The organism is Mycobacterium sp. DHQP2018-32-09 (genome assembly GCF_058148405.1).
The window spans coordinates 34,385-46,128 of the sequence record NZ_JBYVYK010000013.1 but is presented as its reverse complement, the minus strand read 5'-3'; the positions used below and the strand labels follow the sequence as shown (position 1 = coordinate 46,128).

The 11,744-nt window shown below is 69.5% G+C and carries 12 protein-coding genes; 4 read left to right on the top strand and 8 right to left on the bottom strand.

The window, feature by feature from the left end; genetic code table 11:
- The first annotated feature begins 9 nt into the window (after positions 1–9).
- Positions 10–483: an RDD family protein gene (locus tag AC30CM_RS08750; RefSeq protein ID WP_490116456.1), complete on the top strand. Its 474-nt coding sequence runs from the start codon at positions 10–12 to the stop codon at positions 481–483.
- A gap of 3 nt (positions 484–486) precedes the next feature.
- Here the strand turns inward: AC30CM_RS08750 and AC30CM_RS08745 are convergent, their stop codons facing one another.
- Together AC30CM_RS08745 and AC30CM_RS08740 are read right to left on the bottom strand one after the other, a co-directional pair.
- Positions 487–1,878: a GntP family permease gene (locus tag AC30CM_RS08745; protein WP_490116455.1), complete on the bottom strand. Its 1,392-nt coding sequence runs from the start codon at positions 1,876–1,878 to the stop codon at positions 487–489.
- A complete protein-coding gene (locus AC30CM_RS08740) occupies positions 1,875–2,372 on the bottom strand; it encodes a gluconokinase (protein WP_490116508.1) in 498 nt (165 codons plus the stop codon). Before AC30CM_RS08740 ends, AC30CM_RS08745 begins: the two co-directional genes overlap by 4 nt.
- 129 nt (positions 2,373–2,501) lie before the next feature.
- Here AC30CM_RS08740 and AC30CM_RS08735 point away from each other — a divergent pair, with 129 nt between their 5' ends.
- On the top strand, positions 2,502–3,221 hold the full coding sequence (locus AC30CM_RS08735; RefSeq protein ID WP_490116454.1) for a FadR/GntR family transcriptional regulator: 720 nt from the start codon (positions 2,502–2,504) through the stop codon (positions 3,219–3,221).
- Here AC30CM_RS08735 and AC30CM_RS08730 read toward each other — a convergent pair.
- From AC30CM_RS08730 to AC30CM_RS08715, 4 genes are all read right to left on the bottom strand, one after another.
- Positions 3,202–3,684, bottom strand: a complete 483-nt coding sequence (locus AC30CM_RS08730) for a DUF4333 domain-containing protein (RefSeq protein ID WP_490116453.1) — start codon at positions 3,682–3,684, stop codon at positions 3,202–3,204. The two genes, AC30CM_RS08735 and AC30CM_RS08730, sit on opposite strands and share 20 nt — an antisense overlap.
- A 32-nt stretch (positions 3,685–3,716) precedes the next feature.
- Entirely contained in the window at positions 3,717–5,690 is a 1,974-nt protein-coding gene (locus AC30CM_RS08725) for a DUF7064 domain-containing protein (protein ID WP_490116452.1), read from the bottom strand.
- Between the two features lie 76 nt (positions 5,691–5,766).
- Complete coding sequence (locus AC30CM_RS08720) at positions 5,767–7,686, bottom strand: primary-amine oxidase (protein ID WP_490116451.1); 1,920 nt, start codon at positions 7,684–7,686, stop codon at positions 5,767–5,769.
- Between the two features lie 48 nt (positions 7,687–7,734).
- A complete protein-coding gene (locus AC30CM_RS08715; RefSeq protein WP_490116450.1) occupies positions 7,735–9,243 on the bottom strand; it encodes a carboxylesterase/lipase family protein in 1,509 nt (502 codons plus the stop codon).
- 101 nt (positions 9,244–9,344) lie between these two features.
- Here AC30CM_RS08715 and AC30CM_RS08710 point away from each other — a divergent pair, with 101 nt between their 5' ends.
- A complete protein-coding gene (locus AC30CM_RS08710) occupies positions 9,345–10,031 on the top strand; it encodes a hypothetical protein (protein ID WP_490116449.1) in 687 nt (228 codons plus the stop codon).
- A gap of 101 nt (positions 10,032–10,132) precedes the next feature.
- On the opposite strand, the gene AC30CM_RS08705 is transcribed toward AC30CM_RS08710, so the two are convergent.
- Entirely contained in the window at positions 10,133–10,474 is a 342-nt protein-coding gene (locus AC30CM_RS08705; protein ID WP_490116448.1) for a hypothetical protein, read from the bottom strand.
- Between the two features lie 124 nt (positions 10,475–10,598).
- Between AC30CM_RS08705 and AC30CM_RS08700 the strand changes: the two genes are divergently transcribed.
- Positions 10,599–10,937 carry an RNA polymerase-binding protein RbpA gene (locus tag AC30CM_RS08700; RefSeq protein WP_490116447.1) on the top strand — a complete coding sequence of 113 codons (339 nt, stop codon included), beginning with the start codon at positions 10,599–10,601 and terminating at the stop codon, positions 10,935–10,937.
- A 31-nt stretch (positions 10,938–10,968) separates the two neighbouring features.
- Here AC30CM_RS08700 and AC30CM_RS08695 read toward each other — a convergent pair whose 3' ends face one another.
- Entirely contained in the window at positions 10,969–11,730 is a 762-nt protein-coding gene (locus AC30CM_RS08695) for a polyprenol monophosphomannose synthase (RefSeq protein WP_490116446.1), read from the bottom strand.
- Positions 11,731–11,744: the final 14 nt, after the last annotated feature.

Below are 11,744 nucleotides of genomic sequence, written 5' to 3'. Positions count from 1 at the left end.
ATTGGGCGCATGAGCGCTGGCTACCCCTACCCCGGTTCCTACGGCGATTCGCAACCCGTTGCGGGCCAGCCAGGCGGTCTCCTCGTCCGCTGGCTGGCCCGCGTCATCGACGGGATCCTGGTGGCGATCGTCGGACTGGTGCTCGCCCTGGTGACCGACACGATGTCCGATGTCATGGTGACCGGGCTGTTCACCGGCGTCCTGGCGTTCGCGTACTTCGTGCTCTTCGAGACCACGCAGGGCTGGACCCCCGGCAAGAAGGTCCTGGGCCTGCACGTGCGGGGTGCGGGCGGAGCGGTCAAGCCCGACCTCAAGCAGTCGGCGATCCGCAACCTGTTCACGCTGCTGCCCGTCATTCCCTTCGTCGGTGGCCTGCTCGGCGTGATCGCGATGATCGTCATCGCCGTCACCATCAGCAGCAGCGTCACCAAGCAGGGCAAGCACGACGAGATGGCGGGCGGCACGCAGGTCGTGAAGACCTAGCCGTCACACCACCAGGTCGAGCAGCAGCACGACCGCCAGACCGCTGACCGACAGCACGGTCTCCATGATCGACCAGCTCTTGACGGTCTGGCCGACGCTCAGGCGGAAGTACTCCTTCACCAACCAGAACCCGGCGTCGTTGACGTGGGAGAAGAACAGCGAACCCGCGCCGACCGCCAGCACCACCAGCGACACCTGCCCGGTGCTCATACCCTCGACCAGTCCCACCACCAGCGACGACGCCGTGATCGTGGCCACCGTGGCAGATCCGGTCGCGAGCCGGATGAGCACGGCGAGCACCCACGCCAGGACCAGCACCGAGATGTTGCTGTTCTCTGCCCATTCGGCCAGCGCGGTGCCGATCCCGGTGTCGACCAGGACCTGCTTGAAGCCGCCGCCGGCGGCGACGATGAGGATGATGCCGGCCACCGGCGGCAACCCCGATTCGATGCACGTGGTGATCTCCGACCGGGTCATGCCGGACCCGCGGCCGAGGGTGAACAAGCCGACGATGACGGCGATCAGCAGGGCGATGAGCGGCGTGCCCAACGTGTCGAAGGTGCGGCGGAACCACTGATTCTCGTCGGCGATGAAGATGTCGACCAGCGCCTTGCCGAGCATCAGCACCACGGGCAGCAGCACCGAGAACATCGTGGCCGCGAAGGACGGGCGCCGGTCGGCGTCGGAGGACCGGTCGGCGTCGAACGTGTCCGGGGCGTCGACGACGACCCACGTGCCCGCGAGCCTGCCGAACAGCGGTCCGGCGACGATGATCGTCGGGATCGCCACGGCGACGCCGAGCGCCAACGTGACACCGAGGTCGGCGTCGAGATAGCCGATCGCGGTGAGCGGGCCGGGGTGCGGCGGCACGAATCCGTGCATGGCCGAGAGGCCCGCAAGCGCGGGGATGCCGATGGTGATGAGCGACTGGCCGGAGCGCCGCGCCACCAGGTAGATCACCGGCATCAACAGCACCAGGCCGATCTCGAAGAACATCGGCAGGCCGATGATCGCGCCGACGAGCGCCATCGCCCAGGGCAGCATGCGTGGTGACGCCCGACCGATGATGGTGTCGACGATCTCGTCGGCGCCGCCGGAGTCCGCGAGCAGTTTCGCGAACATCGCCCCGAGCGCGATCAGGATGCCGACGCTGGCCGCGGTGGAACCGAAGCCGTCGGTGAACGACTTCAGCGCCTTCGCGAAGTCCTCACCCGCCACCAGTCCGACGGTGAGGGCACCGAAGATGAGCCCGAGGAACGGGTGCAGCTTGATCACCGTGATGAGCACGACGATCACCGCGATGCCCGCGAGGAAGGCGACGACCAGTTGCGGGATGGCCGCCACCGGCTCGGTGAGTTTCGGCGCGTCGGCCAGGATCGTGCTCACCGGGTTCATCTGTCCTCCGCTCCGGTCCGTGCGACGTAGTCGTCGACGATGGCGTCGATGCTCTGGTCGACGTCGATGGTGATGCCGTGCTCGTCGGCCGTGAGTGGCTCGAGCGTGTCGAACTGGGATTGCAGCAGTGAGGCGGGCATGAAGTGGCCCGGCCTGCTGGCCTGACGGCGTCCGATGACCTCGGGCGTGCCTGCCAAGTGCAGGAACGACACGCCTGCGCAGTGTGCGCGGAGTACGTCACGGTACTCGTGCTTGAGTGCCGAGCAACTCATCACGCCACCGTGCGCATGCGCCGCGAGCCAATCTCCGATGGCCTCGAGCCATGGTTTGCGGTCGGTGTCGTCGAGGGGGTGCCCCGCGGTCATCTTGTCGATGTTGGCCTGCGGGTGGAAGTCGTCGGCGTCGGCGAACGGCACCCGCAGACGCTGCGCGAGCGCCGCCCCCACCGTGGACTTGCCCGATCCCGACACCCCCATGACCACCACCGGATTCATCGGTCCGCCCACGGCACTGCGCCTACCCCAAGGTGCTGCATGTCACACACCCTGCATCAAAGATCTGACGTTTGCAACCTACGGCCCGTGAATGCCATTCTTATTTCAATCCCTGAGGCTTATGACAAGATGTATGGCGTGGTCACACCGTCGAGCGTCCGGGCGCTGCACGACAACGTGCTGGCCGCCATCGGCGCCGAGATCGTCTCCGGCGCCCTGGCGCCCGGCCAGGTGATCACGCTCGACGGCATCAGCGACCGCCACCGCGTGTCACGCAGCGTGGCCCGCGAGGCCATCCGGGTCCTGGAGTCCATGGGCATGGTCGCCTCGCGGCGCCGCGTCGGGATCACGATCCAACCGGTGGAGCGATGGAACGTGTTCGACCCCATGGTGATTCGCTGGCGCCTCGAGTCGGGCGACCGCGCCGCACAGTTGGTGTCGCTGTCGGAACTGCGCCGCGGGTTCGAGCCCACGGCCGCGGCGCTGGCCGCCCGTCGCGCCGATCCACACCAGTGCCGCATCATGGCGGCCGCCGTCTCCGACATGGTGATGCACGGCCGCTCCGGTGATCTGGAGTCGTACCTGTTGGCCGACAAGGTGTTCCATCGAACGCTGCTGGCGGCCAGCGGCAACGAGATGTTCCGCGCACTCAACGGCGTGGTGGCCGAGGTGCTCGCCGGACGTACCCACCACGGGCTCATGCCCGAGACCCCCAACCCCGCCGCCATCGCGCTGCACGACGAGGTGGCCCGTGCCATCCGGCTGCGCGACGAGGAGGGCGCCGAACGCGCCATGCGCGCAATCATCGACGAGGCCGCCAGCAGCGTCGTCAACCCGCCGTCAGACTGAAGTTCATCGTCAAACCCGACACCGACGTGACCCGGACCGTGCGCCGGTGCCGCGTACCGCCGGCGTCGACGTCGCAAAAGGCCTCCGCGTCGGCGTTGCCGACCAATCCCGACTCGCAGGCGACGAAGTCGACCGGCGGCCCCCCGCCCTGGACGACGAGCCGCGCCACCGCCGCCTCCAGCTGCGCTCGTGACAACGCGGGCGTCATCTCGTAGGACACCGTGCCGCCCGACACGTCGGTGACGGTGACGATGGGCTGAAAGCTGTTCGTGTCGTCGACGACCACGTCGCAGCGTGAGGTGCGGCCGATCTCGCCGACGAGATCCTCCCGGCAGACCACCGACCGCGGGGCCTCGCCGTCGTCGTCCAATCGGGCCGCCACGTCGGCCTGCAGCGCCTCCTTCGACACCGTCGGCGACGACCCACCTCCACAGCCGGCGAGCACCACACCAACTGCGACCATCGCGATCCCCGGCACCGCGCGGCGGGTCGGCGTCACGCCTGGTTGCGGTTCCACTCGAGCCAGCCGACGCCGCTGCGACCGTCGGTCGTGGTGACGGTGGCCCACGCGCGCGGGAACAGGCTGACGCGACCGTCCGGTGCCACCAGCCGGACTGGGGCGTGACCCCGAACGTCGGCGCGTGCGACGAAACCCCCGGGGTCGCATCGCAGCGTCGTCGTCACCGGCAGGTCGCCGGCGAACGTCTCCTCGGCCACCACGCGGTCGAACTCGACCATCGGGGCGCCCCCGCCCTGCAGGTATCCCGCCGCCAGTCGGGGCGCGCCGGGGATCCGCAAATCCAGTCCGTGGACGTGCGCGCCGTCGTCGAGATGCAGGGCGCTCCACACCCAATCCATGCTCCACCAGTCCCTGGCCGCCCACGAGTGGTCGCGTTGGGCGGGCACGCCCGCGATGCGGTGTTCCGTGCCGTCGATGGTCACCGTTCCCGTTGCCGTGCAGGGAATCTCGTATCGCGACGACAGCCGATACTGATACGGCGTGCCCGCCGTCGTCCACGTGATGTCCATGGCGAGGTCGACGGGCCTTCCGGGTTCCCCGCGCAGCAGTGCCGCCGGATCGTCGTGCGCCTCCCCCCGTCCGGTCAACGACACCCGGTACTCCTGCAGCGGGGCGACGGCATCCAGGCGGAGTTCGGCCGCCGCCGACCGGACCGCGGCGTGGTCGGCGGGCAACGGGGCGTCGAAGTCGAGCACGGCGACCGTCGGCATGTCCGGGCCGCACACCAGCGCGTTGATCCAGGAGCGTCCCTGGTTGGGGAGCAGTCCCAGCCGGATCCACCCGCCGATGCCCTGCCCGGCGTCGACGAAGTCGAAGTACCAGCTCTCACTCCACGACGGCTCGTCGGTGGGCTGGTGCGCACCCTCGTCGGCGGCGTTGGCCTGCAACGGTTCCGGGACCGTTGGTGCCGGCAGTAGCTCGAGGGCGCCGGTGTCCAGCACGTGGTCGCAGTGCCTGGCCAGGATGGTCGTGAACATGTCGTCACCGCGGTCGGTGCGCTCGACGAGCATCGACGACACGATCGCCATCAGCACGCCGAAGAAGCTTTGCCGGCGCACCTGCTCGCGGACGTCGTCGGCCGTCAGCCCGTTCCCCGGGCCCAGCGCCTCGTGATACGCCGCCAACAGGGCGTCGTAGTGCTCGCGCCGGGCGTCGGTCGGCAGGGCGCATCCCAAGAAGTAGGCGACGTCGGTCAGCGCGGGCCCGCTGGTCACGGTCTGCCAGTCGACGACGGTCACGTCCTCGGCGTCGAACAGCAGGTTGTCCAACCGGTAGTCACCGTGGACGAGCCCGCGCGGCGCCGTCTCCTGCTCGGCCATGAAGGCGTCGAACGAGGCCACGTACCGGTCGCACACCTCGCGGTGCTCGGGGGCGATGCGATCGTGGTAGCGGTCGAGGAAACCCGCGTACAGCGCGCCGATGAGCGCTTGGTCGACGGGTGACTCCCGGGTCAGCCAGTCGGCGTCGGCCAGCGCCGCGTCGCGCATCGCGGGGCCGTGCACGCGGCCCAGGGTGCGCAGCGCCGCCATCGCCTGATCGACGGTCGCACCGCGGATCTCGTCGCCGGGGACGGCGGGGTGGGCATCCTCGAGCAGCAGGTCGAAGGCGCCCGTCTCCGGATCGTAGGCGGCGTGGTGACAGGCCGCGACGCCGTCGCCGAGGCCGGGCGCCACGTCGGCGTAGAAGCGGACCTCCCGCTCGTACAGGCCCATCGACAGCCCGGTCTGGCGGCTGCTCGGATCGGCGGCGGCGACCTTCAGGATGACCGACGCCGGGCCCGTCGCCGCCGTCTCGGTCCCGTAGCGCAGCCGCACCCGGTAGCACTCGCTCATCTGCCCGGTGCCGATGCGCTCCACCTCGAACCCGGTCACCGGTGGGCCGCCGAGGGTGGCGGTCAACCAGTCGGCCGTCAGGTCGGTGGGGCGCTCGATGAGGGTACGGGTCGGCATGGGCACAACATAGGACACGAATGGCGGCGGCCACCCCGTTTCGGCCAAACCGTTGACACCTGTCAAGTGGTGGCCGTCAGGGCTCGGCGTGGCAGTGCGCGGCGGCCGTCGGCGGCACGTCGAGGCTGGGGTTGCGGTCGAAGAAGCCGAACGGCTTGAGCCAGAACGAGACCACGTCGACCGGCATCACCGGCCAGTCCTCCGGCCGCGTCACGTGATGCAACCCGAAGACGTACCACAGCACCACGTCGGTGTTCTCGATGGGCCGGTCGGCCGCGGTCCACACGCCCAGACCACCGTCGGTCGCAGACTGGTTGACGAACTCACCCGCCGGCCACCGTTCGTCGGGATGATGCGGCGTGACCCACAGGGTGTGCCCGATGACGTTGGCGCGCTGGAGAACCGGCGAGTCTGGGTCGAACATGGGCGGGATCGCTCCGCTAGGCACCAGCTTGTAGGCCGGATGGGTCCCCAAGCCGTTCACGACGTTCGGGTTGACGACCTTCCACGCCCGCTGGGTCGCGAAGTCGACGTCCTGGCGAGCTTCCAGCTCGGTGCGCAACGCGACGTTGCGCGTAACCAGCGACAGTCCGTGGGGATTGTCGGGTCCCGTCGGTTCGGCGTACGACTCGCTGCACTGCACGGTGTTGTCCGGCCCGTCCACGTCCAGATCCAACCGCGCCACCAGGAAGTGTTGGTGAAACGGGGCGTACGTGCGCTCGTCGACCAGAGTCCCGTTGGGGTGGGGTTGCCCGGCAGCCAACGGCGTGGTGACCATGATGCCGGTGGCGCGCACCTCACACTCGATGTTGCCGTCCTGATACAGCCGCCAGTACGTCAGGTACTCGTAGTTGGCCACCGTCACGTGGAACGACAGCGTCAGCCTGCGCATGCGCCGCACCTCGGCGCCGCTGTGATGGTCGACGTGCTTCCACAGGACCGCGTCGTCTTCCTCGTGAATGCAGACGGCGTTGCTGATGGTGTACGGCTCCCCGGCGCTGTCGTGCAAGACGGCGTCGAGATAGCGGATCTCCCCGAGGCAGTCGCATCCCAATGCCAACGACTGGGTCATGAAGCCGAGACCCCACTCACCGATGTCGAACGCCGTGCGGCGGTAGTGATCCGGCGACGGATCGCGGTACGGCACCACCATCTCGGCGAACGACAGCCGGTGCGCGATCGACCGATCGCGGTCCCCGTCGCGATAGCGCACGGTGTGCAGCGTCATGCCCTCGCGATGGTTGAAACCGACGCGCAGCGACCAGTTCTGCCACCGCAGCAGGTTGCCGTCGAGGGTGAACGACGGCCCCTCGGGTTGGGTGATGAGCAACGGCTTGAGCGGCTCGCGTCGCGACGCCGCCCGGATCCGCTCCGGGACGTGCCTCGGCACGTACTCCCCCATGACCGGCGGTGCGTCGACGCCCCCGGTGTCCTCGACCCGCAGCAATTCCATGCGGTTCAGGTCGATCACGCAGTGCAGACCGCTGACCAGATGCGCATACGGGTTCATGCCGGGCCCGTCCTTGAGCCAGGTGTCCGACCAACCGAGACGACGTCCCCGGAACTCGTCGGGGATCACGGCGTCGCCGTAGGTCCACGTGTCCACGAAGACCAGGTCGACGTCGGTGATGCCGCGCGCGGCCAGCGCCGCCAGGAAGTCCGGGTGGCTGCGCAGCATCCGGTCGCACTCTTCGAACTCGTCGACGGTGAAGTTGGGCTGGACGCCGGGCACGTGCTCGAACGACTCCGCATGCTGCTCGGTCAGCGACACCACGCTCTTGTAGGTGGCATTGGCCGCACGATCGAGCAGCGTCACGGTGGCCTTGCGCGCGGGAGCGGCGCCACCGCCCTCGAACGTCGCCAACTCGGACTTGCCGGGCTCGGACATCTCGATCGACGCGAACCGCCAACCGTCACCGACGCCGTGCTCGCGGCGCAGGATCGAGGCCACGGCGCGGAACTCGTCGGCCGACAGCGGATCGAGTGGGTGGTTCATGCGCACAGCCGATCACATCCGGACGACGGCCGCGGCGTTTCGCACGCGTCAACCCGCGCTGAGCGTGAACCCCTCCCACGCCTGGCGGCGTTCCGGATTCGGGTCGTGCTCGACGCGCGTCTCGCGGTCGAAGACGAGCACCGCGCGCTCTCCGACGTCGTAGGAGGGCCATCCCGGGCCGGGGTGGCCCGTGCGGCTGAACGTGCGCCACCGGTTCTGCACGTCGTTGCTCACCCGCAGCGCCGAACGCCGGTCGGCGGCGGCGGTCAGCAGCCCGCCCAAGCGGGTGCGATAGGTGTCGAACACCGCCAGCAGTTCCGTGGCGTGCGTGGCGCCCAGACCCGACCAGTGCAGCGTGCGGGGAGCGTAGTCGTAGCGGTAGACGAAGGTCGGGGCGTGCCTGCCGTGCGCTTCCGCGATCTGCCACGCCGCCGTCCCGAACGCGAAGTCACCACCCAACCGCACGCACGCCGCCGGGTCCGGGTAGCCCGGGTACGCGGCCATGATGCGTTCGCGCGCACCGGGATCGGCGTAGGCGAGCAGCTTCTCGATGGCCGATTCGTTGATCGGCAGCAGTGGCAGGAAGCGTGTGAACAGCCGACCCTCCGACCTGTTGGTGCCGACGATCAGGGGCACCCGGTGCGCCGTGCCGGCATGCATCGCCACCACCGGATCCTCGGGCAGCACGTCGTCGCCGAACGCCGGACCCACCGGGAACGCCCCGGGCATGTCGTCCATGCCGCGCTCGATGAGCTTGTCGAGGGTGGCGACCAGGTCAGCCGGCTTGGCCGCCCGCACCGCGGCGGCGCCGTCGGCGGGCGTCGCTCCCAGCAGCTCGACGAAGTGCTCGGCGAACGTGCGTGCTGCGTCCTGGGAACGCACCATCCCGCTGGCCGGGCTCTCCGCGATCACCTGCGAGAACAGGCCTGCGGCCTGCGGCACGGCCAGCAGCGTGGCCACGGCGTGCGCGCCGGCGCTCTCACCGAAGATCGTCACGTTGCCGGGATCCCCACCGAACACCGCCGCGTTGGCGCGAACCCAGCGCAGGGCCGCGACGAGATCCCGCAGGAACAGGTTGCCGTCGATCGGATGGTGCGGCGTGGACAGCGACGACAGGTCGAAGCACCCCAGGGCGCCCAGCCGGTAGTTGACCGAGACGTAGACGCAGCCGCGGCGCGCCAGCGCGGCACCGTCGTAGAGCGGCGTGGCCGAGCTGCCCAGCAGGTAGCCGCCACCGTGGACGAACACCATCACCGGGAGCGGCTCGGCACTCGGAACCTCGGGGGCCACGACGTTGAGCGTCAGGCAATCCTCGCTCATCGGCTGGTACTTGTTGATCCCCACCAGGGTGTACTGGCGCTGCTGCGGTGCGCAGTAGCCGAAGCCGTGGCAGTAGCGGACGCCCCGCCACGGCCGCACCGGCTGCGGAGCGCGGTAGCGCAGCGCGCCCACCGGCGGGCTGGCGTAGGGAATGGAGCGCCACCGGTTGACGCCGTCTCGGGTGAAACCCTCGATGGTGCCGCTGTCGATCGTCACGCGAATCGTGCGTTCGTGCATGAGACCAGACGGTAGCGAAGAATGCGTATGGCCGGGGCGTACAACGCACCGAAAAAGACCGCGTCCCCACATGATCGCCGCGGCCCGCTAGCCTGGCAACCATGCGTTTGGCCGTACTGATCGCGGCGTCGACGCTGGTCGCGGGATGTTCGTCGACGACCGGTGACGGTGCCGGGTCGTCGCAACCCACCGTGACCACCCCGTCGAGTTCGGCGACGTCGAGCGCGCCGCGGACGTCGCAGCGTCCGCCGGCGCCCACCACGCCGCCGCCTGCCGGCGCACCGGTCGCCGACGTGATCTCGTGGATCGAGGCGGTACCACCGGCCGACGTGGCCCCGTTCCATACCGCGACCCGCGACGGCGAGGCCACGAACCTGCAGACCGACGTGGCCTTTACGGGTCCGTCGGGCACCCCCAACTGCATGACCGACGTCCGCTTCGACGGCGCACTTGCATGCCTGGTCGACCTCGCCGATCCGCCGCCGCAACCGGCCGAGGCGTACGGCCAGTGGAAGGGCAACTGGGTCGACTTCGGCGGCCAGAGCGTCGAGATCGGTTCCGTGCACGGTGACCCCGGCCGGTTCAGCGCCGGGCTGGGGCCCGAGTTGCCGCCGGGAAGGTCACTGGCCTTCGGCGACTACAAGTGCCGCGCCGACCGCTCGGCCGTGGTGTGCGTCGACTACGCGCACCAGACGGCGGTGAGGTTCGACGGCACCGGCATCCAGACGTACGGCTGCCTCAAGCCGGTGCCGCCGCCCGCCGACGTCGGCAAACAGTACCGCTGCTGACCAGCTGGGCGACGCCAGGCGATTGGGGCGGCGTATACGCAGCCCTGCGCGGGTGTCGAAGGCCCGTCGCCAGGGTGCCCCTGACCGGTCGGCCGTCGGGTCTACCGCCAGCCGTCGGCAGCCTTCGCCGCCTCCAGCAGTGCCGCGCACAGCTCGCGGAGTTCGGCGGGCCCGGCACCCTCCTCCACGGCGGTGGACACGTCCTCGGCGGCACACCTCACCTGGTAGACCCGGTCGGCCAGTTCGGCGGCCTCCTCGGCCGTCAACACCACGGCGTCCTCGGGCAACGACGTGCCCTTGACCAACGCCCGCTGCTCGTAGGCGCGCTGGCGACACGATTGCCTGCAGTACTGCCGCCGGCGGCCGATGCCTGCGTCGGCCACGTCACGCCCACACCAGCGGCACGGCTGCGGTCGGGTGCGTCTGCGGGTAGGGGTGGTCACGACACCCGACTCTAAGGGGACGAGCGCGGGTATCCGCGTATCATGGACCGTCGGGTCGGGAACTTCTCGATGCCAGGTGGCGTTGTCGTTTCCGGACGTTTTCGCATGATGAGGAGTGTTGACGATGGCTGATCGTGTCCTGAGGGGCAGTCGCCTCGGAGCCGTGAGCTACGAGACCGACCGCAACCACGACCTGGCGCCCCGTCAGGTCGCTCGTTACCGCACCGACAACGGTGAGGAGTTCGAGGTTCCCTTCGCCGACGACGCGGAGATCCCGGGTACCTGGCCGTGCCGCAACGGCATGGAGGGCACCCTGATCGACGGCGACGTGCCGGAGCCCAAGAAGTCGAAGCCCCCGCGCACGCACTGGGACATGCTCCTGGAGCGCCGTTCGATCGAGGAACTCGACGAACTGCTCAAGGAACGGCTCGACCTGATCAAGACGCGCCGCCGCGGCAGCTGACGCCCGGTGCACCGGCAAGGTGCGCCGCGCGTCAGCGCACCTTGCCGCGCGCGCGGTCGATGCGGCCGCGAATGCCCCACTGCGCGATCCTGACGATCGCCTCGCGGATGTTGGATCCGCTCATCTTGGACTTGCCCAGTTCCCGCTCGGTGAACGTGATGGGGACCTCGACCACGACGAAGCCCGCGCTGATGGTGCGCCACGTCAGGTCCACCTGGAAGCAGTAGCCCTTCGAGTCGACCGCGGCGAGGTCGATCTTCTCCAGCACCTCGCGCCGATACGCGCGATACCCCGCCGTGATGTCGTTGACGTCCACCCCGAGCGAGATGCGCGAGTATCCATTGGCGGTGCGCGACAACACCATTCGACGACGCGGCCAGTTGCGCACGGTGCCGCCCGGCACGTAGCGCGAACCGATCGCCAAATCCGCGCCCGCGTCGACGGCGTCCAGCAGCCGGTACAACTCCTCCGGCGCGTGCGAGCCGTCGGCATCCATCTCGACGAGCACCGAGTATCCACGGCTCAAGCCCCACCCGAAACCGGCGAGATACGCCGCGCCCAGCCCGTCCTTGCTGACGCGGTGCATCACGTGCACGCGATCCGGGTCGGCCAGGGCCAGTTCGTTGGCCAGTTCGCCGGTCCCGTCCGGGCTGCCGTCGTCGACCACCAGCACGTGCACGTCCGGCCGCGCCGCGTGCACGCGGCCGACGATCAACGGCAGGTTCTCGCGCTCGTTGTAGGTCGGGATGATGACCAGGGTGCGCGCGCTGGGGCGATCCTCGGAGGGGCTCATGAACGCCCACGCTC

Coding starts and splice junctions, on each gene's coding strand:
- AC30CM_RS08735 (WP_490116454.1), top strand. CDS start 2,502: ATGTATGGCGTGGTCACACCGTCGAGCGTCCGGGCGCTGCACGACAAC.
- AC30CM_RS08710 (WP_490116449.1), top strand. CDS start 9,345: ATGCGTTTGGCCGTACTGATCGCGGCGTCGACGCTGGTCGCGGGATGT.
- AC30CM_RS08700 (WP_490116447.1), top strand. CDS start 10,599: ATGGCTGATCGTGTCCTGAGGGGCAGTCGCCTCGGAGCCGTGAGCTAC.
- AC30CM_RS08725 (WP_490116452.1), bottom strand. CDS start 5,690: ATGCCGACCCGTACCCTCATCGAGCGCCCCACCGACCTGACGGCCGAC.
- AC30CM_RS08715 (WP_490116450.1), bottom strand. CDS start 9,243: ATGCACGAACGCACGATTCGCGTGACGATCGACAGCGGCACCATCGAG.
- AC30CM_RS08750 (WP_490116456.1), top strand. CDS start 10: ATGAGCGCTGGCTACCCCTACCCCGGTTCCTACGGCGATTCGCAACCC.
- AC30CM_RS08740 (WP_490116508.1), bottom strand. CDS start 2,372: ATGAATCCGGTGGTGGTCATGGGGGTGTCGGGATCGGGCAAGTCCACG.
- AC30CM_RS08745 (WP_490116455.1), bottom strand. CDS start 1,878: ATGAACCCGGTGAGCACGATCCTGGCCGACGCGCCGAAACTCACCGAG.
- AC30CM_RS08695 (WP_490116446.1), bottom strand. CDS start 11,730: ATGAGCCCCTCCGAGGATCGCCCCAGCGCGCGCACCCTGGTCATCATC.
- AC30CM_RS08720 (WP_490116451.1), bottom strand. CDS start 7,686: ATGAACCACCCACTCGATCCGCTGTCGGCCGACGAGTTCCGCGCCGTG.
- AC30CM_RS08730 (WP_490116453.1), bottom strand. CDS start 3,684: ATGGTCGCAGTTGGTGTGGTGCTCGCCGGCTGTGGAGGTGGGTCGTCG.